General features: G+C 67.0%; 24 protein-coding genes. 10 read left to right on the top strand and 14 right to left on the bottom strand.

Annotation, left to right across the window (positions count from 1 at the left end; translation table 11 throughout):
- Positions 1-23 precede the first annotated feature (23 nt).
- Genes IB257_RS14930 through IB257_RS14910 form a run of 5 tightly spaced genes read left to right on the top strand, consistent with a single transcriptional unit; the run spans position 24 to position 4640 of the window.
- Positions 24-1184 carry an ABC transporter substrate-binding protein gene (locus tag IB257_RS14930; protein WP_054451436.1) on the top strand — a complete coding sequence of 387 codons (1161 nt, stop codon included), beginning with the start codon at positions 24-26 and terminating at the stop codon, positions 1182-1184.
- A 25-nt stretch (positions 1185-1209) separates the two neighbouring features.
- Positions 1210-2091: a branched-chain amino acid ABC transporter permease gene (locus IB257_RS14925; RefSeq protein WP_192492492.1), complete on the top strand. Its 882-nt coding sequence runs from the start codon at positions 1210-1212 to the stop codon at positions 2089-2091.
- 2 nt (positions 2092-2093) lie between these two features.
- On the top strand, positions 2094-3176 hold the full coding sequence (locus IB257_RS14920) for a branched-chain amino acid ABC transporter permease (RefSeq protein ID WP_192492491.1): 1083 nt from the start codon (positions 2094-2096) through the stop codon (positions 3174-3176).
- The gene (locus tag IB257_RS14915) at positions 3169-3933 is read left to right on the top strand and encodes an ABC transporter ATP-binding protein (protein WP_175214357.1); all 765 of its coding nucleotides are present in this window, start codon (positions 3169-3171) and stop codon (positions 3931-3933) included. Before IB257_RS14920 ends, IB257_RS14915 begins: the two co-directional genes overlap by 8 nt.
- The gene (locus tag IB257_RS14910) at positions 3930-4640 is read left to right on the top strand and encodes an ABC transporter ATP-binding protein (protein ID WP_175214358.1); all 711 of its coding nucleotides are present in this window, start codon (positions 3930-3932) and stop codon (positions 4638-4640) included. The genes IB257_RS14915 and IB257_RS14910 overlap by 4 nt, the downstream gene beginning before the upstream one ends.
- A 1-nt stretch (position 4641) precedes the next feature.
- Here the strand turns inward: IB257_RS14910 and IB257_RS14905 are convergent, their stop codons facing one another.
- From IB257_RS14905 to IB257_RS14885, 5 genes are read right to left on the bottom strand one after another with little or no spacing between them, the layout of a single operon-like run.
- Positions 4642-5745 (bottom strand): ABC transporter ATP-binding protein, encoded by a 1104-nt coding sequence (locus tag IB257_RS14905; protein ID WP_192492490.1) that lies wholly within the window; start codon positions 5743-5745, stop codon positions 4642-4644.
- A complete protein-coding gene (locus tag IB257_RS14900; protein ID WP_192492489.1) occupies positions 5742-6545 on the bottom strand; it encodes an ABC transporter permease in 804 nt (267 codons plus the stop codon). Before IB257_RS14900 ends, IB257_RS14905 begins: the two co-directional genes overlap by 4 nt.
- Positions 6542-7369: an ABC transporter permease gene (locus IB257_RS14895; protein ID WP_192492488.1), complete on the bottom strand. Its 828-nt coding sequence runs from the start codon at positions 7367-7369 to the stop codon at positions 6542-6544. The genes IB257_RS14900 and IB257_RS14895 overlap by 4 nt, the downstream gene beginning before the upstream one ends.
- A gap of 4 nt (positions 7370-7373) precedes the next feature.
- Positions 7374-9011, bottom strand: coding sequence for an amidohydrolase (locus tag IB257_RS14890; RefSeq protein WP_192492487.1), 1638 nt, complete (start codon positions 9009-9011; stop codon positions 7374-7376).
- Positions 9012-9020: 9 nt separating this feature from the next.
- Positions 9021-10142 carry an ABC transporter substrate-binding protein gene (locus IB257_RS14885; RefSeq protein ID WP_192492486.1) on the bottom strand — a complete coding sequence of 374 codons (1122 nt, stop codon included), beginning with the start codon at positions 10140-10142 and terminating at the stop codon, positions 9021-9023.
- A gap of 107 nt (positions 10143-10249) precedes the next feature.
- On the opposite strand from IB257_RS14885, the gene IB257_RS14880 reads away from it, so the two are divergent.
- Positions 10250-11206 (top strand): LysR family transcriptional regulator, encoded by a 957-nt coding sequence (locus IB257_RS14880; protein ID WP_192492485.1) that lies wholly within the window; start codon positions 10250-10252, stop codon positions 11204-11206.
- 14 nt (positions 11207-11220) lie between these two features.
- Here the strand turns inward: IB257_RS14880 and IB257_RS14875 are convergent, their stop codons facing one another.
- The 7 genes from IB257_RS14875 to IB257_RS14845 form a co-directional block, all read right to left on the bottom strand.
- Positions 11221-12777 carry an acetolactate synthase large subunit gene (locus tag IB257_RS14875; protein ID WP_054451445.1) on the bottom strand — a complete coding sequence of 519 codons (1557 nt, stop codon included), beginning with the start codon at positions 12775-12777 and terminating at the stop codon, positions 11221-11223.
- Between the two features lie 159 nt (positions 12778-12936).
- The gene (locus IB257_RS14870; RefSeq protein WP_054451448.1) at positions 12937-13689 is read right to left on the bottom strand and encodes an amino acid ABC transporter ATP-binding protein; all 753 of its coding nucleotides are present in this window, start codon (positions 13687-13689) and stop codon (positions 12937-12939) included.
- Between the two features lie 4 nt (positions 13690-13693).
- The gene (locus tag IB257_RS14865) at positions 13694-14386 is read right to left on the bottom strand and encodes an amino acid ABC transporter permease (RefSeq protein WP_175162083.1); all 693 of its coding nucleotides are present in this window, start codon (positions 14384-14386) and stop codon (positions 13694-13696) included.
- Between the two features lie 30 nt (positions 14387-14416).
- Positions 14417-15205, bottom strand: a complete 789-nt coding sequence (locus IB257_RS14860) for an ABC transporter substrate-binding protein (protein ID WP_054451452.1) — start codon at positions 15203-15205, stop codon at positions 14417-14419.
- A 42-nt stretch (positions 15206-15247) separates the two neighbouring features.
- Positions 15248-16156, bottom strand: a complete 909-nt coding sequence (locus IB257_RS14855; RefSeq protein WP_175214363.1) for an arginase family protein — start codon at positions 16154-16156, stop codon at positions 15248-15250.
- Positions 16157-16426: 270 nt separating this feature from the next.
- The gene (locus IB257_RS14850; RefSeq protein ID WP_192492484.1) at positions 16427-17293 is read right to left on the bottom strand and encodes an IclR family transcriptional regulator; all 867 of its coding nucleotides are present in this window, start codon (positions 17291-17293) and stop codon (positions 16427-16429) included.
- Positions 17294-17412: 119 nt separating this feature from the next.
- On the bottom strand, positions 17413-18435 hold the full coding sequence (locus IB257_RS14845) for an amino acid ABC transporter substrate-binding protein (RefSeq protein WP_054451454.1): 1023 nt from the start codon (positions 18433-18435) through the stop codon (positions 17413-17415).
- Between the two features lie 337 nt (positions 18436-18772).
- On the opposite strand from IB257_RS14845, the gene IB257_RS14840 reads away from it, so the two are divergent.
- The 4 genes from IB257_RS14840 to IB257_RS14825 are packed head-to-tail and all read left to right on the top strand — an operon-like array spanning position 18773 to position 21968.
- Positions 18773-19774: a tripartite tricarboxylate transporter substrate binding protein gene (locus IB257_RS14840; RefSeq protein ID WP_054451456.1), complete on the top strand. Its 1002-nt coding sequence runs from the start codon at positions 18773-18775 to the stop codon at positions 19772-19774.
- Positions 19775-19791: 17 nt separating this feature from the next.
- Positions 19792-20472 (top strand): 3-oxoacid CoA-transferase subunit A, encoded by a 681-nt coding sequence (locus IB257_RS14835; RefSeq protein WP_175162088.1) that lies wholly within the window; start codon positions 19792-19794, stop codon positions 20470-20472.
- A gap of 27 nt (positions 20473-20499) precedes the next feature.
- The gene (locus IB257_RS14830) at positions 20500-21141 is read left to right on the top strand and encodes a 3-oxoacid CoA-transferase subunit B (protein WP_054451459.1); all 642 of its coding nucleotides are present in this window, start codon (positions 20500-20502) and stop codon (positions 21139-21141) included.
- Positions 21141-21968: an IclR family transcriptional regulator C-terminal domain-containing protein gene (locus tag IB257_RS14825; RefSeq protein ID WP_054451462.1), complete on the top strand. Its 828-nt coding sequence runs from the start codon at positions 21141-21143 to the stop codon at positions 21966-21968. Before IB257_RS14830 ends, IB257_RS14825 begins: the two co-directional genes overlap by 1 nt.
- A gap of 10 nt (positions 21969-21978) precedes the next feature.
- Here IB257_RS14825 and IB257_RS14820 read toward each other — a convergent pair whose 3' ends face one another.
- Complete coding sequence (locus IB257_RS14820) at positions 21979-23031, bottom strand: L-threonylcarbamoyladenylate synthase (RefSeq protein ID WP_119450583.1); 1053 nt, start codon at positions 23029-23031, stop codon at positions 21979-21981.
- Between the two features lie 12 nt (positions 23032-23043).
- Positions 23044-24234 carry a 5-(carboxyamino)imidazole ribonucleotide synthase gene (locus IB257_RS14815; protein WP_054451466.1) on the bottom strand — a complete coding sequence of 397 codons (1191 nt, stop codon included), beginning with the start codon at positions 24232-24234 and terminating at the stop codon, positions 23044-23046.
- Position 24235: the final 1 nt, after the last annotated feature.

The following is a 24235-nucleotide window of genomic DNA, read 5'->3' as shown; positions in this document are numbered from 1 at the left end:
CATAACAAGCACGGAGACTAACCATGAACCACGCCCTGACCCGGGCTGCGCTCGCCGCGGCTCTGACGCTCGCCGCCACCGGCGCCCAGGCCGCCGACAAGATCAAGGTCGGCTTCATGCTGCCCTACAGCGGCACCTACGCCGCGCTGGGCAACGCCATCGAGAATGGCTTCAAGCTGTACGTCGCCGAACAAGGCGGCAAGCTGGGCGGACGCGAGATCGAATACTTCAAGGTGGACGACGAGTCCAACCCCGCCAAGGCCGCCGAAAACGCCAACCGCCTGATCAAGCGCGACCAGGTGGACGTGTTGATCGGCACCGTGCACTCGGGCGTGGCGATGGCGCTGGCCAAGGCCGCCAAGGATGCCGACACCACGCTGATCGTGACCAACGCGGGCGCCAACGCCATCACCGGTCCGCTGTGCGGCCCGGGCATCTTCCGCACCTCGTTCACCAACTGGCAGCCGGCCTACGCCATGGGTCCAGTGGCCTTTGCCAAGGGCCACAAGACGGCCGTCACCATCACCTGGAAATACGCGGCCGGCGACGAGGCCATCGGCGGCTTCAAGGAAGGCTTCGAGAAGGCCGGCGGCAAGGTCGTGAAGGAACTGAGCCTGCCGTTTCCCAACGTGGAATTCCAGCCGCTGCTGACCGAGATCGCGGCGCTCAAGCCCGACATGGTGTTCACGTTCTTTGCAGGCGGCGGCGCCGTGAAGTTCGTGCAGGACTATTACGCCGCGGGCCTGGGCAAGACCATCCCGCTGTACGGCTCGGGCTTCCTGACCGACGGCACGCTGGAGGCCCAGGGCGCTTCGGCGCAAGGCCTGCTGACCACCCTGCACTATGCCGACGGCCTGAACACGCCTCGCGACAACGCCTTCCGCGCCGACTACAGCAAAGCCTACAAGGCGCAGCCCGACGTCTACGCGGTGCAGGGCTATGACGCGGCGCAGCTGATGCAGTCGGGCCTGGCCGCGGTCAAGGGCGACTTCGCCAAGAAGGAAGACTTCCGCAAGGCCATGCGCGGCGCCACGGTGGACAGCCCGCGCGGCCCCTTCACGCTGTCCAGCGCGGGCAACCCGGTGCAGGACATCTACCTGCGCCGCGTCGACGGGCTGGAGAACAAGGTCGTGGATATCGCCGTGAAGAAGCTGGCCGACCCGGCCCGCGGCTGCAAGCTCTGACCGCAATCCGCCACAGGGAGGCCCCATGGACATCAGCATCCTGCTCATCCAGAGCCTGAACGCTTTCCAGTACGGCTTGCTGCTGTTCCTGGTGGCCAGCGGACTCACGCTGATCTTCGGCATCATGGGCATCATCAATCTTGCCCACGGCAGTTTCTACATGATCGGCGCCTACATGGCGTTCGCGCTGGGACCGGCCGTCGACCGCTGGCTGGGCGGCGGCTTCCTGGCCACGCTGGCGGTCTGCGTGCTGGCCGCCGGCACCCTGGGCTATCTGCTGGAGGCCGCTTTTTTCAGCTACCTGTACAAGCGCAACCACTTGCAGCAGGTGCTGATGACCTACGGCCTGATCCTGGTCTTCGAAGAACTGCGCAGCATCCTGGTGGGCAACGACGTGCACGGCGTGCCCCTGCCAGCCTGGCTGCAGGGCAGCATCGCGCTGGGCGACGTCATGACCTATCCGGTCTACCGGCTGTTCATTTCCGCCGTCGGCATCGCGGTGGCGCTGTTGCTGTACTGGGTCATCACGCACACGCGGCTGGGCATGATGCTGAGGGCCGGCGCCAGCAACCGCGAGATGATCGGATCGCTGGGCATAGACATCAACAAGCTCTACCGCCTGGTGTTCGCGGCGGGCGTGGCGCTGGCGGCGCTGGCAGGCAGCATCGCCGCGCCGGTGTCCTCGGTCTATCCCGGCATGGGCAACGGCGTACTCATCATCTGCTTCGTGGTGGTGGTGATCGGCGGCATCGGCTCGATCCGTGGCGCCTTCCTGGCCGCGATGCTGGTGGGCGTGGTGGAAACCTTCGGCCAGGTGCTGTTCCCGTCCGCGGCGGGCGTGCTGGTGTACCTGCTGATGGCCTTCATACTTCTTTGCAAGCCCGAAGGGCTGTTCAAGCAGGGCTGACCATGTTGAACCGACTCTTGCCCATTGCGGCGCTGCTGGCGCTGGCCGTTTTCTCCTGGAGCGGCAGCGACTACTACACCGGCCTGGCGATCAAGATCATGATCTATGGAATCTTCGCGCTCAGCCTGCAGCTGCTGGTGGGCGGCGCGGGACTGGTCAGCCTGGGCCACGCCGCCTTCTTCGGCATCGGCGCCTACGTCGCGGCGCTGCTGTCGCCGGAATCCGAAGCCGCCGGCCTGTGGTGGCTGCTGCCGGCCGCCCTGCTCGCCGCCGCGGCCTATGCGTTGGCGACCGGCGCGCTGGCGCTGCGCACCCGCGGCGTGTACTTCATCATGGTCACGCTGGCCTTCTCGCAGATGGCCTACTACGTGTTCCACGACACCAAGATCGGCGGCGGCAGCGACGGCATCTACCTGTACTTCCGGCCCGAACTGTCCCTGGGCGGCTGGCTGCCGTTCGACCTGGGCGATGCCCGGATCTTCTACTTCTTCGTGCTCGCCTGCCTGGCGCTGACCTGGGGCTTCCTGGCGCTGCTGCGGCGCTCGCCTTTCGGCGCCGCGCTGGCCGGCATCCGCATCAACGAACAGCGCATGCGCGCGGCCGGCTACTCGACCTATCCCTACAAGCTGGCCGCCTATGTCATCGGCGCCACGCTGGCCAGCCTGGCGGGCTTTCTGTTCGCGCTGAAGGACGGCTTCGTCACGCCCGAGCTGCTGGCCTGGGAACAATCGGGCCTGGTGCTGCTGATGGTGATCCTGGGCGGCATGGGCAGCCTGGGCGGCGCGGTGCTGGGCACTGTGGCGCTGGTGCTGATGCAGGAACTGTTCCAGTCGCAGGAGATTTTTGGCGAATACGCGCGCCACTGGCACCTGCCGCTGGGCGTGGCCATCATCGCGCTGGTGGCCTTGCTGCCCAACGGCCTGGCCGGGCTGCCGGCTCAGCTGCGCCAGCGCCGCGCGGCGCACGTTGCCGCCCCCGGCCCGGACGCCGACACCGCCCGCGCCGCGCCCAAACCGGATGCCGCGCATTCCAGCCGTCAGCAGGCCCCCGCCCGCCTGCCCATCCAGGGAGAGCCCCATGTCTGATGTCCTGCTGGCCGCAAGCGCGGTCACGCGCCGCTTCGGCGGCCTGACGGCGGTGAACGGCGTGTCGCTGGAATTGCAGCGCGGCCAGGTCCACGCCGTCATCGGCACCAACGGCGCAGGCAAGTCCACGCTGATCAACATCCTGTCGGGCGAACTCGCGCCCAGCAGCGGCCAAGTCATGCTGGGCGGCCGCGACATCACGGCCTGGCGCCAGCCCGACCGCGCGCGCGCGGGCCTGGGCCGCAGCTACCAGCGGTCCACCATCTTTCCCGAACTGAGCGTGTTCGAAAACTGCAGGCTGGCCGCCCAGGCTCGCCGCCAGCGCTTCTGGCACTGGTGGCGGTCCGCCGCCGAATGCCGCCACAGCGCGGAGCTTGCGCGTCACGCGCTGGAGCGCACCGGCCTGGCGGACGACGCCGCGCGCGACGCCGGGCTGCTGCCGCATGGCCGCAAGCGCCAGCTTGAGATCGCCATGTGCCTGGCTGGCGAACCGCAGGTGCTGCTGTTGGACGAACCCCTGGCCGGCATGGGCCCCGAGGAAACCGACCGCATCCTGGAGCTGCTGGAAGCGCTCAAGCCCGGCCACGCAATCCTGCTGGTGGAACACGACATGGACGCGGTCTTCCGCGTCGCCGAAACCATTACAGTCATGGTCAACGGCGCCGCCATCGCCAGCGGCACGCCAGACGCGATCCGCGCCAACCCCGACGTGCGCACCGCCTACCTGGGCGAAGACAGCCATGGAGCCAGCGTATGACCGCTTTGATCGAAGCAGGCGGCCTGCACGTTTACTACGGCGCCAGCCATGTGCTGCGCGGCATCGACATGCATATCGCGCCCGGAGAATCCGTAGGCCTGGTGGGGCGCAACGGCATGGGCAAGACCACGCTGATCCGCAGCCTGATGGGCCATGTCAGAAGCGCCCAGGGCAGCGTGCGCGTGGACGGGCGCGACTGCACCCGCGCGCAGCCCCACGCCATCGCCCGCATGGGCGTGGCCTATGTACCCGAAGGGCGCGGCATCTTTCCCAACCTGAACGTGCGCGAGAACCTGCAGGTGGCAGCGCGCGCCGGCCGCGACGGCCGCCAGGACTGGACCTACGCGCGCGTGCTGGAGGTGTTTCCGCGCCTGCGGGAACGCCTGGGCCATGGCGGCCAGCAGCTATCGGGGGGCGAGCAGCAGATGCTGGCCATCGGCCGGGCGCTGATGACCAATCCCGAACTGCTGATCCTGGACGAAGCCACCGAGGGCCTGGCCCCGCTGATCGTGGCCGAGATCTGGAAAATCATCCGCCAGATCCGCTCCAGCGGCATGTCCACGCTGATCGTGGACCGCAATTACCGGGCGGTGCTGGAACACACCGACCGCTGCCTGGTGATGGAAAAAGGCCAGATCGTGCAGGACGGCGACAGCGCGTCGCTGGCCCGGCAGCCCGAGCAGTTGACGCGCTATCTGGGGGTTTAGATCAGGCCGCCCCGGCGGCGTCCAGGACGCTAACGACCGCGGCGTCCAGCACCACCCCGACCTCGGCGCCCTGCCGCAGATCCGGAGCGCCTTGCGAGCCGGCGACCAACTCCAGGTACAAGGGCGTGCCGCGGGGCGTGCGCAACAGATAGTTGAGCAGGTTGCCGGCATAGCTGACCGCCTCGACCCTGGCCTGCAGGCCGCCATCACCCGCCAAGGCCAGCCGCAGTTTGTGCGGCCGCACCACCAGGCTCACGCTCTCGCCCGCGGCGTAGGCGCGCGAGGCGCCGCCCACCTGGATCGTTCCCCCCTCGTAGTCCACCGCCACGCCCTCCTGCCCCGTGGATCGCACCGTGCCCTCGAGCACGTTGCTGCGGCCCAGGAACTCGGCCACGAACAGGTTCGCCGGCCGCTCATAGAGCTCGGACGGCGTGCCGATCTGCGCAATCCGCCCCTGGTTGAAAATAACGATGCGGTCCGACATGGACAGGGCTTCTTCCTGGTCATGCGTCACGTACAGGAACGACGCGCCGGACTCCTTGTTCAGCTTGCGCAGTTCCCATTGCAAATCCGCGCGCAGCTTTTTGTCCAGCGCGGATAGCGGCTCATCCAGCAGCAACGCATCGGGCCGGTACACCAGCGCGCGCGCCAGCGCCACGCGCTGCTGCTGCCCGCCGGACAGCTGCCTGGGATACCTGCCGGCATAGGCGCCCAGCTGCACCTGTTCCAGCGCGGCGCGGGCGCGAGTTCGCGCTTCGGCGCCCGAGACCCCGCGTATCGACAGAGGAAACCTCACGTTCTGCTCCACCGTCATGTGGGGAAACAGCGCATAGCCCTGGAACACCATGCCGAAACCGCGGTCCTCGGGCGGCCGGCGCGTAATGGATTCGCCCTTGTGGAAGATCTCGCCGGCGCTCGGCGCGACGAAGCCCGCAATCGACATCAAGGTGGTCGTCTTGCCGGATCCCGACGGGCCCAGTAGCGTCAGGAATTCGCCCGGCGCCAGCGAGAAATCGACGCCATCCAGCGCCACCGTCGCACCAAAGAGTTTGCGCAGCCCCTGCACGCGCAGCAAGGGTTCGGATAAAGAGTGAGACGAGTTCATGAGGATTCCCGCTTTCCTTTCCGATGCGCGAGCAGGCGCTCGACGCACAGGCAGATGAAGGTGATCAAGATCATCAGGGTGGCCACGGCCGCTATCGTGGGGTCGACGTTTTCGTTGATGCCGTCCCACATCGCGCGCGGCAGCAGATAGACGTTGCGAGTGGTGATGAACAACAACACAACCAGCTCGTCCCATGACACGATGAACGCGAAGATCGCGCCCGAAACGATGCCGGGCCGGATGCCGGGCAGCGTCACCCGCCGCAGCACCTGCAAGGGCCGCGCCCCCATGGAACGGGCGGCCTGCTCCAGGCGCGGGTCGAAGTTGGCGAGGGCCGAGCCCACCGACACAAAGACGAACGGCGTGGCCGCCACCACGTGCGCCAGCACCACGCCGGTGTAGGTATCGAGCAGCCCCAGGTCGATGTACAACCGGTAGTACGCCAGCGCACCCACGATGGTGGGCACGATCAGCGGCAACAGGGCCAGCATGCGCACCAGGCCGCCCAGCCTCGCGCCCAGCGTCCATGCGCCGATGGCGGCCGCGCACCCCAGCACGGTGGCGGCGCAGGTGGAGACCGCGGAGACGGCGACGCTCTGCAACAGGCTATCGCGCCATACCGGACTCTCCACTAGTTGCCGGTAGTGCTGCAGCGACCAGGACTCCGACGGAAACGACAGATAGCTGCGGTCAGTGAACGAAACCGGCACGACCACCAGCGCTGGCAGGAACAGGTAGGCCAGCACCAGCCCCGCGCCCAACGCCGCCAGGGCGAACCACAAGGAAGGACGTATCGTCATGGCGCACCGAACAGGGAAGGAACACGCACGCAGCGCGACATCAGGATCAGGCTCAGAACCACAGTGACCAGCAAGGCGCTGGCGAATGCGGTCGAAATCCCCCAGTTCATGGTCTCGCTGATGCCGAACTCGATGTACTGAGCCACCATCACGGTCTTGCCTCCGCCCAACAGCGCCGGCGTGATGAAGAAGCCCAGGCAGAAGATGAACACCAGCACGGCCGCGGCCAGCACGCCCGGCAGGGACAGCGGCAGGTATACGCGCAGAAAGGTGCGTACGGGTCCAGCGCCCAGCGCGCGCGACGCCGCCATCAGCGACCGGTCCATGCCCAGCATGTTGGTCAGCATCGGCAGCACGGCGTAGGGAATCATGTAGTGCACCATGCCGATCAGCACGCCGGTCTCATTGCGCAGCAACGCCAGCGGCCGGTCGACCAGGCCCAAGGCCATCAGCGTCGCATTGACCACTCCCTCCTTGGACAGCAGCAGCACCCACGCGAACGCGCGCACTAGCACCGACAGCCAGAACGGCACCAGCAGGCAGATCGTCATCCAGCTGCGCACATGCTCAGGCACGTTCGCCATGACATAGGCCACCAGATAGCCCAGCACCAATGCAATGACCGTGGTCCAGAGGCATACCCTGGCGGTCGTGGCCATGATCTTCAGGTAGAGCGGCTGCGTGAACAGCGCCACATAGTTGCCGATGCCCGCGACGGGCTCGGTGAAGCTGATCGCCAGGATGTGCAAGACCGGCAGCAGGAACAGGCCTCCCACCAGCAACACCACGGGCAGAACCAGCACGGCGGGTAAGGAACGCTGCATGGGGTCAATCCTCCTCGTGCAGTTGATCCGCCCATGATGAGAGCGGCGAGCGGAATACGGCGCGGCCGCCGACCAGCGTGGCGCGCACCGCGGCCTCCTTGATCTGGTCAGAGGGAATGCGGTACAGGTCGCGATCCAGCACAATCAGGTCGGCCAGCTTGCCCGGCGCCAGCGTGCCCTTGCTCGCGTCCTGGCGCTCGGCCCGCGCCGGATTGACGGTGTAGCAGCGCATGGCCTCGTCCACCGAAATCGCCTGAGAGGCGCCGATCACGGCCCCCGAGGCGGTCTTGCGATTGACCATCGACCACATGCCCAGGAAGGGATTGCGGTCGCATACCGGCGCGTCCGAATGCCCGCAGACCAGCACGCCCCGGTCCAACATGTCTCGGTGCGGCCAGAGCCAGGGCCAGTCGGACTCGGGCCGGTTGCGCAGATACGCATCGCCCAGGTTGTAGGCAAAGCCCGCCGCCGAGGAATCGATCACGCCCAACCGCGCCATGCGTTCCTGGATCGCGGGCGGCGCGCAGCAGCAATGCTCGATGCGCGGCGGCACCGCGCCGGGATGCGCGGCAAGCGCCTGCTCGAACGCATCCAGCGCGAAGTCGATACCGCGGTCGCCATTGCCAGTAGCTGCCGCCTGCAAGCCCGCTGCCATGACTCGGCCTACCTTGAAGGCGAGTTCCTCGGCAGAGAAATTGACGTCGCCGTACTCCTTCGGGGCATCCGTCTTGCCCGCCTGGACGGCATAGGGCTGGTAGTACGCGGCCGTGCGGCCGCTGGTGCTGCCATCCGATCCATACTCCACGCCAAGCAGGTGCAGGTATTCATCGCCAAAGCCGAAACGCAGGCCCGACCCGATGACATCCTCGACCAGAGCCTCGTCGCGCCCGTTGAGCATCATGCCCACGCGCACCGGCAGCCTGCCCGCCGCATGCAGCTGGCGGTATGCCTGCATCGCCAAGGCGCTGGTCAGGGCGTTGTGCACGCTGGTGATGCCCACCCTGGCCATCTCGCCGAAAATCGCGGGATAGCCCTCGAGATAGTCTTCCACCTGGTCACCCGCCGCGATATGCGTGGTGAAGGCGAAAACGCCGCGGCCGCGCGCCATGCCCTCGCCCTGGCTCAGGCAATGGTCCGGAACGGTGCGCGCCAGGCCGCTGGCCGCGAGAGCGTCGAACGCGGCCTTGCTGGCCACACCCACCTGCGCATCCCGCCGCAACAGGAACACCGGCCGTCCCGGCGCCGCAGCGTCCAGCGCCGCGCGCGAGGGGTAGCCGCCGATGTCGTTCTCGTCCAGGCGGAAACCCAGGTACCAGGCGCCGGCTGGAGCGCTACCGTGGAATGCCGCGACGCGCCACAGCAGCGCCGCTGGCGAATCGATGCCGGAAAGGTCCTCCCATCGCCCCGCCTTGACCGCCTGCCCGTCCGGATGGCAATGGCTGTCGTTGATGCCCGGCATGGCGAAGGCTCCGTCCAGGTCGATCTTCGCCGTGGCGGGTCCGGCCAGCGCCAGGCAGTCCGCATCCGTGCCCGCGCCGACCACGCGGCCATGCCGTATCGCCAGCGCCGGCACGACGCCCAGCGTTTCATCCAGCGTGGCGATGCGGCCGCCATGCAACACCATATCCGCGTATGCGCTCATGCTGGCGGCTCAACCCGTGATGACTTTGACGTACTCGTTGTAGATGCGATCCTGGTTCTCGCCATGCCAGGTCGCATCCGCCACGATCTGCAGGCGGAAATTCTCTTCGTCCGTAGGATTGTCCTTGCGCAATTCCGGCGGCACCAGCGCATTGGCCGCGGGGTTGGCGGGGCCATTGCCCATCAGCCGCAACAACTCGATCTGGCTTTCCGGCGATTGCGTCGACGCGATGAAATCGAACACCTTGCGTCCCGCCGGATTGCCCTTGGGTACCAGCCAGCCGGCGGGAATCAGAATGCCCTGGTTCCAGGTGAAATCGATGGTCGAACCCGGTTCCCGCCGCATCACGGTCGCCCGGGTGTGCCATACCAGCCCCATCGTGGCCTCGCCTTGCCGCAGCAATTGCTGGCTCTCGGCGCCAGTCTTCCAGAAAATCGCGTGTTCCTTGATCGCCGCGATCTTGTCCAGCGCGCGCTTCTCGTCGATGGGATAGAGCTTGGACGCGTCCGCAGGTACGCCATCCGCCATCAGCGCGGCCTCCAGCGAGGCCAGCACGCGATCCGGCAAGATGCGGGTGCCAGGGAAATCCTCAGTGTTCCAGAAGTCAGCCCAAGTCCTGGGCACGCGGTCCCCGAAGGCCTTCTTGTCGTACGCCAGCACAAAGCTGTAGATGAAGTGCGAAACCCCGTATTCGCTGCTGAAGCCCGGCCGCACCTTGCTGCGGTCGACGATCGTGTAGTCGATGGGCTCCAGGTAGCCTCGCTTGCCCAGCGAATGCGCTGCGGCCAAATTGGCATCGCAGACGTCCCACACCACGTTCTTCGATTCCACCATGGTGCGGATCTTGCCGAAAGACGGACCGGTTCCATCGAATTCGACCTTGGTGCCGGAGGCCTTTTCAAAAGGCTTGCCCCATACCGTGGGCTGATGCTTGATGGCGTCTCCGCCCCAATTGCAGACCACGATCTTGCCTGCGTCGGCATGCGCCCGGCCCAGCGGCAACATGGCCGACATGCCGGCTGCGCCCAATAGCGCCAATAACTGACGGCGGCGTGCGGAAGTCAGCGAGGGATCGCTCAGCGCAAGGTGCGCCGCATCGGTCAGGCAAGGGTCTTGCATAGGCGTCTTCATCGGCTTGCTCCTGATGGGGAGAGGGGGAGCGGGCATGATGACGGGGCCATTTCTTTCATGCAATATATGAGCTTTGCACCTATCCGTACTTCCCCTAAGCACCGCTTATGAGCCCTCGCTCGCATCTCGGACTGACCAGGTCCCATGAACCACGCGAACCAAGCTTCGCGCAGCTGGGCGTGTTCAACGCCATCATGATTTCGGGCTCCGTGTCGCGTGCGGCCAAGCTGCTGGGCATGACGCAATCGGCGGCCAGCAAGATGCTGCGCCAGCTCGAGGACGACACGGGCCTGCTGCTCTTCGAACGCGCGCATCAGCGCCTGGTGCCGACGCCGCAGGCGCTACGTTTGCAGGAAAGCGTGGAGCACCTATACGGATCCTATGGCGTGGTGCAGCGTTTGATCGGCAGCCTGGCCAATCCGGACCATGGCAACGTCACCGTGGCCGCCATACCCACGCAAGCGGCAACCTTCATTCCGCAAGCAGTCAAGCGCCTACGCGAACGCCATCCCGGCATCACCGTCACGCTGGAAATCCTGGCCAACCAGCCGGTGGTCGACCGTGTGCTGAACGGCCAGGCGGATTTCGGACTGGTGCATGACATCACCGCCTCGCCCGACACGCACAACGAGGACCTCGGGCCGCAACACCTGGTCTGCGTTGCCGCGCGCGGCCATCGCTACACGGACCTGGACCATGTCACGGCGCAGGACTTGAAATCCGAGACATTCCTGTCGTACGGCCCGCAAACGAATTTCGGCAGTTTCGTCGAGCTCGCCTTCTCCGAGGCTGGCTTGCACATGCCCGTGTCAGTCGAAGTGACCTCCTCGGCTGCGCTGTTGGCACTGATACGCGCGGGCGTGGGCGTGGGCCTGGTTGAGCCCGCCGCCATCGTGCCTTTCCCCGAAGACCAATTCGTCGTCAGGCCTTTCCGTCCCAGCCTGCTGATCCACTCGCGCATCGTGCGCTCGCGCATACGGCCGCTGACGCGGCACGCCGAACTGCTGCTCGACGAATACCGCGCGGTCATTGCCGCGCCCCAGCCCGCCTATTTCCTGGACTGAGGCGCGCAGGCCGCTCAGATCACCGCTTCAATCAGGAACGGGCCGCGGCGCTTCAGGCCTTCCTGCAGCGCGCGCGCGAAGCCTTCCACCGTATCCACGCTGACCGCTTCCACGCCCATGCCGCGCGCCAGATGCGTCCAGTCCAGGTACGGTTCTTCCAGATCCAGCATGCGGCGGGCGTTGCGCCCGGGTTCCTGTACGCCCACGTTCTTCATCTCGCCGTGCAGGGTGGCGTAGGAACGGTTGGCCAGGATCACGGTCAGGCAATCCAGGTTCTCGCGCGCCTGCGTCCATAGCGCCTGCAAGGTGTACATGCCGCTGCCGTCTGCCTGCAGGGTGACGACCTTGCGGTCCGGGCAGGCGACGGCAGCGCCGGTCGCCAGCGGCAGGCCGATGCCGATGGCGCCGCCCGTCAGCATGAGCCAATCGTGCGGCGCGCTGTTGACGCTGTAGAGCGGGAATTCGCGGCCCTGGGTGATGGACTCGTCGCAGACGATGGCCTGCTCCGGCAGATGGTGCGCGACCAGGATGTTGACGGCGGCGCCAGTCAACTTGCCGGACTGCGGCACCTCGTAGTTGGCGGGGGCAGCGGCCAGGCGCGGCGCGTCCTGGGCGATGCCGAGCTCGTCGGCCAGCCACTCCAGCGCATGCGCCAGGTCCTGCTCGGGCGTGCCCAGCACCACCTGCTTGCAGTCGGGCGGCGCCAGCAGGCTGGGCTTGCCGGGATAGGCAAAGAAGCCGACCGGCGCTTTCGCGCCCACCAGCACCAGATGGCGCACGTCCTTCAGCTTGGCCACCGCCAGGTCGATCGGATACGGCAGGCGGTCCACCGGCGTGCGCGAGCCGCCGCGCTCGATGCGGCGGTTGGAGGTTTCCGACACCAGCCGCACGCCGGTGGCGCGCGCGATACGGCCGGCGGCGTTCAGCGCGCGTTCACGCAGCGCGGAACCGCCCAGCATCAGCGTCGTGACTTCGCCCGAGCGGATCGCGGCAACCGCCGCGCGCACCGCGTCGGCCGAGGTCTGGGCCAAGGCCTCGCTCTTGGCCAGCACCGGCGCGGTGTTTTCCGGCAAGTCCGTCCAGGCCGCGTCGGCGGGCAGGATCAGCGTGGCGATGTTGCCCGGCGAGCGGCGCGCCACGCCCACGGCCTCAGCGGCGTCGGCGGACAGGTCGGCGGCCTTGGTGGTGCGCTTGACCCAATGCGACATCGGGCGCGCGACGCCTTCGACGTCGCTGGTCAGCGGCGCGTCGTACTGGACGTGATAGGTGGCGTGGTCGCCCACGATGTTGACCATGGGCGTGCGGGCGCGCTTGGCGTTGTGCAGGTTGGCCAGCCCGTTGCCCAGGCCCGGGCCCAGGTGCAGCAGCGTCGCGGCAGGCTTGTCGGCCATGCGCGCGTAGCCGTCGGCCGCGCCGGTCACCACGCCTTCGAACAGGCCCAGCACGCAGCGCATCTTCGGCTTGCGATCCAATGCCGCGACAAAGTGCATTTCGGATGTGCCGGGGTTCGCGAAGCAAACATCCACGTCGTTGGCCAGCAAGGTATCGCAAAGACTATCAGCGCCGTTCATCGTTTTTCCCTGATCATTTTCCATTGGCGGTGCATGGGCGCATGCGCGCCCGCGTGACATGCATGATAGGTAGCGTAGCCGAAACCGGCTAGAGCCATTTCAGGCCGCCGTCATGGAACCATTCCACAGGTTCCGCCAAACGGAATTTGAAAGGCCCGATCAACCCAGTATCTGCCCCAGGAAGGCCTGCGCGCGTTCGGTGCGCGGCGCGCGGAAGAAATTGTCCGGCGTGTCGGCCTCGACGATGGCGCCCTGGTCCATGAAGACCACGCGGTCGCCGACCTCGCGCGCGAAACCCATTTCATGCGTCACGCACACCATGGTCATGCCGTCGCGCGCCAGCGCCACCATGGTGTCCAGCACTTCCTTGACCATCTCGGGGTCCAGCGCGGATGTGGGCTCGTCGAACAGCATGATCTTGGGCCGCATGCACAGCGCCCGCGCAATCGCCACGCGCTGCTTCTGGCCGCCGGACAGCTGGCCCGGGTACTTGGAGGCGTGCTGCGGAATCTTGACGCGCTCCAGGTATTCCATGGCGCGGGCCTCGGCTTCCTCGCGCGGCACGCCCTTCACCAGCATCGGCGCCAGCGTGCAATTGTCCAGCACGGTCAGGTGCGGAAACAGGTTGAAGTGCTGGAACACCATGCCGACCTCGGCGCGGATGCGCTCGATGTTCTTCAGGTCGTCGTTCAGCTCGATGCCGTCGACGACGATGCGGCCTTGCTGGTGTTCCTCGAGCCGGTTCAAGAGCCGGATGGTGGTGGACTTGCCGGAGCCGGACGGCCCGCACAGGATCAGCTTTTCGCCTGGCAACACCTCCAGCGCCAGCTCGTCCAGCACCTTGAAGTCGCCATACCATTTGCATACGCCCTGCATCGTGATGATAGGGGCGGCGTAGTTCAATCCATCCATCGCATCAGGCCTTGGAAATGTCATGGTTTTCGCCCGCGCCGCTCCAGTAGCCCGGCACGGTCAGGCGCTTTTCGGAACGGCGGAACACGTAGGACAGCACGCTGCACATGGCGAAGTAGATGACGCCCACCATGGTGTAGACGGTCAGCGCCTGGAAGGTGGCGCCCGCCAGCATTTCGCCCGCGCGCATCAATTCGTAAACGCTGATGACGGCCACCAGCGAGGTTTCCTTGATCAGCACCAGCGCGTAGTTGCCCAGCGCCGGGAACACCGTGCGCAAGGCCTGCGGCAGCACGATGCGGCGCAGCCGCTGCATCTTGCCCAGGCCCAGCGCGCGCGCCGCCTCGTACTGGCCGCTGTCCACCGACTGGATGCCGCTGCGGAAGAGTTCGGCCAGATAGGCGCCGAAGTTCAGCGTCAGGCCCAACACGCCGGCAACGAAACCGTTGATGACCACGCCCATCTCAGGCAGGCCGTAGTAGATGTAGAACAGCTGCAGCAGCAGCGGCGTGCCGCGTATCACGTCGATGTAGAAACGCGCGCCACGGCTGAGCAGCCGCGACGGCGACAGGCGGCACAGACAGACGACCAGGCCCAGGGCCACCGCCAGGAATGCCGAAGAGAAAAACAGCGCCAGGGTCCAGACCGTGCCCTCGGCGAGGGGGGTCAGGTACATGCGCAGGGTCGCGAGATCCAAGTCGTACTCCTTATCCGTGCCGGTACGGCGTCACTTGCTCATCAGGTCGGCCACGCCCCACTTCTGCCCGATGGCGGCGAGCTCGCCGTTCTGTTTCATCTGTGCCAGCGCGCCGTTGACCGCCTCCAGCAGCGCGGCGTTGCCCTTCTGCACCGCCATGCCCACCTGCCACTTGCGCTGCGGCTGATAGCCCGTGTCCAGCTTCACGCCGGGGATGTTCTTGGTCTTGATCTGGTAGATGATGCTGGGCGGATCCACGATGCCGAGGTCGATGCGGCCGGCGCGCACGTCGGCCAGCAGCGTGGAATAGTCCTGGTAGGTGGACACCTTGGTGCCGGGCATGTCCTTGATCATGTTGAACTGCACCGAGTCCACCAGCACGCCGACGCGCTGGCCCTTCATGTCTTCGAACTTGGCGTACTTCTTGTCGGCCTTGTCGCTGACCACGATGCCCTCGCCCCATTCATAGACCGGCGCCGAGAAATCGATGGCGCGGGCGCGTTCCTCGGTGATGAAGAGCGGCGCGGACATCACGTCGGCGCGGCCCGAGGTCAGCGTGGGAATCAGGCCGGAGAACGGCACGTCGGACAGCTTGTCCGACACCTTCAGGTGCTTGGCCACGGCCGCGGCCACGTCCACCATGATGCCCTCCAGCTGGTTCGACTTCGGATTCTTGAAGCCGTGCGGCGGCGCGGACGCCGTGGTGACGACGTTCAGGCTCTGGTCCGCGCGGATCTCGTCCAGCGTGCGCGCCTGCGCGCCGCCCTGGGCCAGCAGGCCGGCTACAGCCAGGCCCAGCAGAATGGATTTGAGTTTCATCGTTTTCCCCTTGGATGAATTGGTTGGCGTGGCGCTGCCGGCTCAGGCCGGACGCCCCTGCGGATACTGCTGCACCGCTACCGCCGCCAGCGCGCAGAATTCCTGCATGACGGTGGCTGCCAGGAAGGCCGTGGCCCCCTGCACGTCTTGCGGCGGCGACACGGTGTTCACGTCGAACGCCACGAAGTTCAGGCCCGCGAGCTGGCGCAGCAGCGCCAGCCCTTCCTTGGCCGTAAGTCCGCCCCACTCCGGCGTGCACACGCCCGGCGCGCAAGAAGGATCGAAGATGTCCATGTCGAAGCACAGGTACACGGGCCGCTGGCCGATGCGCTGCTTGATGTTGGCCAGCGCGCCCTTCTGGTCCTGGTCGAAGTCGTCATAAGGCAGGATCGTGTAGCCGACCTCGCGCCCGAACTCCAACACGCCCGGCATGAAGGAACTGCCGCGCGTGCCGATGTGAAAGCTGGAGGCCACGTCCAGCAGCCCCTCTTCAGCGGCGCGTGTGAACGTAGTGGCCGTGTTGTAGCCAGGGATGGGATAGGTGTCGGTGTGCGAATCGAAATGCAGCACCACGAAATCCGGATGGCGGCGCGCCACGGCGCGCAGCTGCGGCAAGGTGACCGCGCCATCGCCTCCCATGGAAATCGGTATGGCGCCCGAATCCAGGATGGCGCCTATGCCGGCCTCGATCAGCGGATAGGAGGCGTCCGGATCGCCCGGATGGCAGGCCACATTGCCCACGTCGATGGCGCGCAGGAATTCCGGCGGGTTGTCGATGCCGTGGCGCCGGAAGATATCCACCGGCCGCAGCAGCCTGGACTGCTCACGGATCGCGTCCGGCCCCTGGCGCGATCCGACCCGGAACGGATGCGTGCCGCAATCGAAGGGAATGCCGACCACGCAGGCGCGCGCCGCGCCCGTGCCCGCGGCGCGGACGGCAGGCAGGCCCATGAACCCGGCGACGGGATGAAAACAGACTTCGGCTGGCTGCTGCACAACTCGGCTCCTGGGTGACGACCGCTGCCCTGGATAAGGCTGGGATCACTATTTAGATTCAATCAAATCGCTGTGCGATATGATCGTGTCGAAATAAGAGTAGCGTGCGTACAAGCATCCGGCCAATTAGGGAGTTTCCCCTAATCAGCAGTTTTATATCCGACTAAATTAGTATGAATAACGAACGCGCGTGGTCGGCGCGTCCGGGACCCGGGCCTCCTGGAATCAGGCCTCGTCGCCCGCGAACGGCATCGCGTCGCGCAGGGCGCCGCCCGGCGGCTCCATTTCATAGAAGGGGCGCGACCGCCCCAGCGTGCGCGACGCGCTGATGGCGTGCGCCGTTTCCACCACTTGCGGACCGAACACCGCCTGCGCCTGCTCGAACGACCAGCGGCTGGACGGCACCGATACGTTGACCGCGCCTACCGGCGTGCCACCGGCATCCAGCACCGCGGCGCTGACCGTGATGTCGCCCGGATAGAACTCGCCGTTGGAGCGCGCATAGCCGTGCCTGCGGGCAAACTCCAGCTCGGCCAGGAGTTCGTCCATGCTTGTGATGGTGGCGGCCGTGTAGGCCTTGCGGTCGCACCGTTCCAGGAGACCGCGCGCGACCGCGGGATCCAGCCTGGCCAGCACCGCCCGGCCCGCCGCCGTGCAGTACAGCGGCAGGCGCATGCCCACCGGCATGTTCACGAACATTTCCTTGTGGGTGGCAAAGCGCGCCACGTACGCCATGTCCAGACCGTCGGGCTCGGCCAGGCTGCAGGTTTCCTGGCTGTTGCGGTTGAGCGTGTGCAGGAAGGGATTGCCGCCCAGCACCAGCGGGCTGGTCTGCACGTACTTCATGCCCAGCTCCAGCGACCAGGGCCCCAGCGAGAACTTCTTGCTCAAGGGGTCCTTGCGCAGATAGCCCAGCGTCCACAGCGTGTGGGTGAAGCGCTGCACCGAACTCTTGCTCAGTCCGGTCGCTTCGGCCAGCTCCGGCAAGGTCATGGCGGGCTGCCCCTCGCTGAAGGCCCGCAGGACGGAGACGCCGCGCGCCAGCGCGGCGATGAACAGTGGGGAATCCTCGGCGTTTCGGGTCTGCGTCATGGCGCGTGGGCCGTCCAGTGGAAAGCGCATAGCGTACCGCAATACGGTGCAGACGTATCGCGTGGCGATGCCATAAAAAAACGGCCCGGAAATCCGGGCCGTCCTGGCTGGCGCGAACCTTAGCGGATCGGCCAGGGATACATGGCGCCGCCCTTGTTCCACAACGCATTGGTGCCGCGTTGCAGGCCGAGCTTGCTGTCCTTGCCCACGTTGCGCTCGAACACTTCGCTGTAGTTGCCCACTGCCTTGATGGCGTTGTAGGCCCACTTCTCATCCAGCCCCATGTTCTTGCCCGCCCCCGGCGTCACGCCCAGGATGCGGGCGATGTTGGGGTTGTTGCTCTTCAACATTTCGTCGACGTTCTTCTGGGTGATGCCGTATTCCTCGGCCTCCATCAGCGCGAACAGCGTCCAACGCACGATGCCCAGCCAGTTCTCGTCGCCCTGGCGCACCATGGGACCCAGCGGCTCCTTGGAGAAGCGTTCCGGCAGGATCTCGTAGTCGTCCGGCTTGGCGACCTGGGTGGCGCGCACCGCGGCCAGTTGCGAGGCGTCGTCGGTGAAGGCGTCGCAGCGGCCCGATTCGAAGGCGCGCACGACCTCGGTCACCTTGTCGATCACCACCGGCTTGAATTCGATGTTGTTGGTGCGGAACCAGTCGGCCAGGTTGAGCTCGGTGGTGGTGCCGGGCTGCACGCAGACCGTGGCGCCGTTGAGTTCCTTGGCGCTCTTGACGCCCAGCTTCTTGCTCACCAGGATGCCCTGGCCGTCGTAGAAGCTGGCCGCCACGGCCGCCAGGCCCAGCGACGTGTCGCGGGTCTGCGTCAGCGTGACGGTGCGCAGCAGCACGTCCACCTCGCCCGATTGCAGCGCCGTGAAGCGTTGCTGGGTGGACAGCGGCGTGCCCTTGAATTTGGTCGGATCACCGAACACCGCCGCCGCGACCGCGCGGCAGATGTCCACGTCCATGCCTTCCCATTCGCCCTTGCTGTTGGTCGCCGAAAAGCCGGATACGCCGTCGGTCAGGCCGCACTGCACGAATCCTTTTTTCTTCACGGCATCGAGGGTGGGCCCCGCCACCGCCGCCTGGGATGCGCAAGCCAGGGCCAAGGCGCCGGCTGCAAACAAGATGGACCGCTTCATGATCACTTCTCCTGAGTATGGATGCCGCGCCGGCTTGTAAGCCGACTGCGGTTGAAACCGAGCCCTGCCTTACTGGGCCGGCCGCCAGATTAAGCCATGTCCACGGCGTGAACAACGCGAAGGCGCCTAGTGGAAACCCGGAGGACGGGGCGCGATTCCTGAAGGTTGCAGACCTGTCCGGTGAACGAACTTTATCCGCCCGCCAGACCGCGATGGCCGCTTGCCTTGGTGCCATACTTTTTTCGCGTCCCGGGCCCGCCGCTGCCGGCGCCGCGATCTCTCAAAAAATAACGGCCGCGACTACGCGAGCGGCCGATTCATGGAGGAGACCCAACCCATGACCCATGCAAGCCACTTGCAGTCCCGCCGCAGCACCCTCAAATCCCTGCTGGGCACGGCCCTGGCGGCCGCCGGCCTGGCCGCCGGCGCTGGCGTTCACGCCGCAGACGACTGGCCCAGCAAGCCGATCAAAGTCATCGTGCCGTACACGCCGGGTGGCTCGACCGATATCGTCACGCGCATCGTGATGGACAAGCTCGGCCCGCGCCTGAAGCAGACCATCATCATCGAGAACCGCCCCGGCGCCAACAGCAGCGTGGGGGCCGCCATCGCCGCGAAGGCGGAGCCGGACGGCTACACCTTTCTTTCCATCCTGCCCGCCTACATCATCAATTTCCATCTATACAAACTGGGCTACAAGCCCGCCGACCTGACGCCCGTGGTGCAGATGGCGGACCTGCCCCTGTTCCTGTTCGTGGCCGAAGACATTCCCGTGAAGACGGTGGCCGAACTGGTCGACTATGCCCGCAAGAATCCGGACAAGCTCACCTATGCCTCCAGCGGCAACGGTTCCAGCGCGCACCTGACCGGCGCGGACTTCGCGCTGCAAAGCAAGATCACCATGACGCACGTGGCCTACAAAGGCAGCGCCCCCATCCTGGCGGACCTGCTGGGCGGCCGCGTGTCCATGGTCTTCGATCCGATCCTCGTGCCCATGCAGTACGTCAAGCAGAACCGGCTGAAGGCGCTGGCGTTCACCGGCAAGCAGCGCTGGCCGACCGAGCCCTCGATCCCGACCATGGAAGAAGCCGGCCTGCCCGGCTTCGTCACCGGTTCGTGGGCGGGCCTGATGGCGCCGGCCGGCACGCCCACGCCGGTCATCGACCGCATGGCGCGCGAGATCAGCGAGATCGTCAAGGAGCCCGACGTCAGGCAGAAATTCCTGGACGCGGGCTTCCTGCCGGTCAGCGGCACCACCGCGCAATTCGCCGACCTGATGAAGACGGACTCGACGCGCTACGCCGGGATCATCAAGCAGGCGCGTATCACCGTGGACTGAAAGCGCAGGAGCCCCGCATGATCGACAAGTTCTACGACACTCCCGAGACCGCCGTTGCGGACGTGCACGACGGCGCCACCGTGCTGATCAGCGGCTTCGGCGGCGCCGGCATGCCCACCGAACTGATCCACGCGCTGATCGCGCAGGGCGCGCGCGAGCTCACCGTGGTCAGCAACAACGCCGGCAACCACGAAACCGGCCTGGCGGCGTTGATCAAGGCCGGGCGCGTGCGCAAGGTGATCTGCTCCTTTCCCAAGGCCTCGCACTCCTGGGTCTTCGACGAGTTCTACCGCCAGGGTCGTATCGAACTGGAATGCGTGCCGCAAGGCACCATCGCCGAACGCCTGCGGGCGGCCGGCGCGGGCCTGGGCGGGTTCTACACGCCCACAGCCTACGGCACCGAACTGGCGCGCGGCAAGGAAACGCGCATGATCGACGGCCGTGGCCACGTCTTCGAACAGCCCCTGCATGGCGACTTCGCGTTGGTAAAGGCCGACCTGGCCGACCGCTGGGGCAACCTCACCTACAACAAGAGCGCGCGCAACTTCGGCCCGGTCATGTGCATGGCGGCCAAGACCGCCATCGTGCAGGTGCGCGCCCAGGTCGCGCTGGGCGAGCTGTCGCCCGAGGCCGTGGTGACGCCGGGCATCTTCGTCAAGCGCGTCACCCAGGTCGCCAACGCCGCCTTTTCCAGCTAGGGCTGGCCGAACCGCAAAGGAATCCGCATGTTCCAACCCCTGACCCGCGAGGCCATGGCGCGCCGCCTGGCCCAGGACATTCCCGACGGCAGCTATGTCAACCTGGGCATCGGCATGCCGGTGCTGGTGGCCGCCCACCTGCCCGCCGGCCGCGAGATCGTGCTGCACAGCGAAAACGGCATCCTGGGCATGGGCCCGCCACCCGCCGAGGCCGACATCAACCTGGACCTGATCAACGCCGGCAAGCAGCCCGTGACCCTGCTGGAAGGCGGCGCGTATTTCCATCACGCCGATTCGTTCGCGATGATGCGCGGCGGCCACCTGGACATCTGCGTCATGGGCGGCATGCAGGTCGCCGCCAACGGCGACCTGGCCAACTGGTCGCTGGCCAAGCCGGGAGAAGCGCCGGCCGTGGGCGGCGCGATGGACCTGGCCGTGGGCGCGCGCAGCGTCTACATCATGATGGAACACAACAGCAAAAGCGGCGAACCCAAGATCGTCGAGCGCTGCACCTATCCGCTGACAGGCGCCGGCGTGGTGGACCGCATCTATACCGACCTGGCCGTCATCGAGGTCACGCCGGACGGGCTGGTGGTTCGGGATATGATCGACGGCATGACCCTCTCAGCCCTCCAGGCGCGCACCGGCGCGCCATTGCGCGCAGCCTGATGCGGCCCAATCTTCCGCCGCCCGGCTACGCCGCGCCGCTCGCGGCGGAAGACCATCCCGACCAGCTGCGCGGCGATCCGGATTACATGCTGACGCTGGCGCGCGGGCTGCATGTGATCCGCGCCTTCGGCACCCGCCGCCATCCGCAGACCGCGGCCGAACTGAGCCGCCGCGCCGGCTTGCCGCGCGCCGTGGTACAGCGCTGCCTGCACACGCTGATCCTGTTGGGCATCGCCGAACAGCACGGCAGGCTCTATGTACTGACCCCGCGCATCCTGGGCCTGGGCTACGCCTATTTCTCGTCCACGCCCTTTGTGTCGCTGGCGCAGCCGGTGCTGGAAGAACTCAGCGCCACGATCAACGAGACCTGCGCGCTGGCCATCATGGAAGGCCACGAGATGCTGTACCTGGCGCGTTCCGAGGTGACCCGCCTGCTGGCGACCTCGATGGGGCTGGGCAGCAGGCTGCCGGCGTACTGCACCTCGATCGGCCGGGTGCTGCTGGCGCAATTGCCTGAACCCGCGCTGGCCCGCTACTTCGCCGCGACCGAGCTTCAGCCGTACACGGAATTCACGCTGGTCACCGAGGACAAGCTGCGCGCCGAACTCGCGCGCATCCGCGAGCAGGACTACGCCGTCGTCGACCAGGAACTGGAACTGAACGTGCGCGCCATCTCCGTGGCGGTGCGCTCGGCCAGCGGCAAGGCCTGCGGCGCGGTCAACGTCAGTGTCAAGGCGGCGCGGGTGCCGCTGAACCGGCTGACGGAGGAGTTCCTGCCGCCGTTGCGGCAGGCGGTGGAGCGGATCGGGGAGTTCCTGGCGGCCTGAGGCGCAAGGCCTACAGGTCCGTCGTATCCAGCGTGAAGGCAGCGGCGGCGCGGCCGATGCGGTCGTTGACCGCGTGCCAGTCATCGGTGGCAGGCGGCGCCTGCACGATGATGCGGGCGTAGCCCTGCTTGTCCAGGTCGCGCAGCAGGCCGTAAAGCGCCTGCGCATAGCGCGCCGGATCGGCTGGCACGCCCTGCCACTGCACCCGCCCGTCAAGCGCATCGGGGCGATCGCCGTAGGCGACCACCACGACCTTGCCTTCGGGCAGGCCCTGCCCCTGCACCACGTCCCGCAGGCGTGCGTCGGAAGCCAGCTCCAGCGCCGTGCGCGGCGCGTAGTGCGCCTTCAGCGTGCCCGATGCCCTGGGCGCGGCGGCGTCGGGCGCGAAGACCTGCACGCCCAGCACGGCCTCGATCTGCGCGGCGCTGATGTGGCCGGGACGCAGCAGCACGGGGCCGGCGCCGCGGTCCAGGCGCGACAGGTCAAGGATGGTGGACTCGATGCCCACTTCCGAGGCGCCCCCTTCCAGCACCGGCATGCCGGCCGCGACTTCCTCGGGGAACTCGCTGCGCACGTGCTCGGCGCGCGTCGGCGACACCTGGCCGAACTTGTTGGCAGATGGCGCCGCGACGCCGCCCTGCCCGTTGGGCTTGCCCGCGGCAAAAGCCTCCAGCAGCGCCTGCGCCACCGGATGCGAGGGGCAGCGGATGCCGATGCTGTCCTGGCCGCCGCTGACCGTGTCGACGATGTGCGGCGCGCGCTTGAGAATCAACGTGAGCGGACCGGGCCAGAAGGCGTCGATCAGCAGGCGCGCCTCTTGCGGCACTTCCGCCGCCCAGTACGACAGATCGCCTTGCGGCGCGATGTGCACAATGACGGGATGGTTGGAAGGCCGGCCCTTGGCGGCGTAGATCTTGGCGACCGCTTGCGGGTTTTCCGCGTCCGCGCCCAGGCCGTAGACGGTCTCGGTGGGAAATGCGGCCAGCTCGCCGTCCAGCATGCGCTGGGCGGCGTGGGCGATCTCCGCGGCGGTGGCGGACGCTGACGGGGACAAGGAAGTCATGGAATCCGCGCTTTACTCGGGAGCCTGCATGCCCAGCGCCGCCGCCACGCGGGCGGCGTCGTCGCGAGCCTGCTGCAGCGTGGGCGCCACGATCGTGATGTGGCCCATCTTGCGGCCACGGCGCGCTTCGCGCTTGCCGTACAGGTGCAGCTTGGCGGTTGGCACGGCCAGCGCGGCGGCCCAATCGGGTTCGCGCTGCGCCGTGGCGGTGGCCGACGGATACCAGATGTCGCCCAGGATGTTCAGCATGACGGCGGGCGCCAACAGGTCGGAGCCGCCCAGCGGCAGGCCGGCCATGGCGCGCGCCTGCTGCTCGAACTGGCTGCTGAGGCAGGCATCCATGGTGTAGTGGCCGCTGTTGTGCGGGCGCGGCGCGATCTCGTTGACGATCAGGCTGCCGTCCTTGAGCACGAAGAATTCCACGCACAGCACGCCGTGGTAGCCCAACCCCTGCGCGATGGCTTGCGCGGCCTGCGTGGCGCGGGCCTGCCTTTCGGCATGGGCTGCGTCCTGCTGCACCGGCGCCGCGGTCGACACCGCCAGGATGCCGTCGCGGTGCACGTTGCGCGCCACCGGGAACACCACGCTCGCGCCATCGAAGCCGCGCGCCAGCACCACGGAAATTTCGTAGTCCAGCGGCATCAGCGCTTCCAGCACGCAGGCCACGCCGCCGAATTCGGCGAAGGCCGCCAGCGCTTCCTCGCGCGTGTTGATGCGGGCCTGGCCCTTGCCGTCGTAACCCAGGCGCGCGACTTTCAGGATGCCCGGAAACAGCCCTTGGGGCGCTGCGCGCAGGTCGGCTTCGCTGCGGATCGCGGCGTGCGGCGCGACAGCAATGCCTTGCGAGGCAATGAACGTCTTTTCGGCGATGCGGTCCTGCACGATGGCCACGGCGTCTCCGGCCGGGCTGACGCGGCAGCGCGTGGCCAGCGTGCGCAGGCTGTCCGCAGGCACGTTCTCGAACTCGGTGGTGACGGCCTGACAGGTCTGGGCCAGGCGCTCGAGGCCAGCCTCGTCGTCATAGGCCGCCTGGATGTGCAGGTCGGCCACCATGCCCGCCGGGCATTCGGCGGCCGGGTCCAGCACCGCGACCTTGTAGCCCAGGCTCTGGGCCGCGTGGCAGAACATGCGGCCCAGTTGGCCGCCGCCCAGCAATCCCAGCCAGCCGCCGGGAGCAATCATGAAAGCAGTCGATTGAGTCATT

It is taken from the genome of Achromobacter sp. ACM03 (assembly GCF_014851665.1).
In the GTDB taxonomy this organism is placed as follows: Bacteria; Pseudomonadota; Gammaproteobacteria; order Burkholderiales; family Burkholderiaceae_B; genus Achromobacter; species Achromobacter aegrifaciens.
Note: the sequence above shows the minus strand (reverse complement) of the source record. Positions and strands in the feature narration are given on the sequence as shown.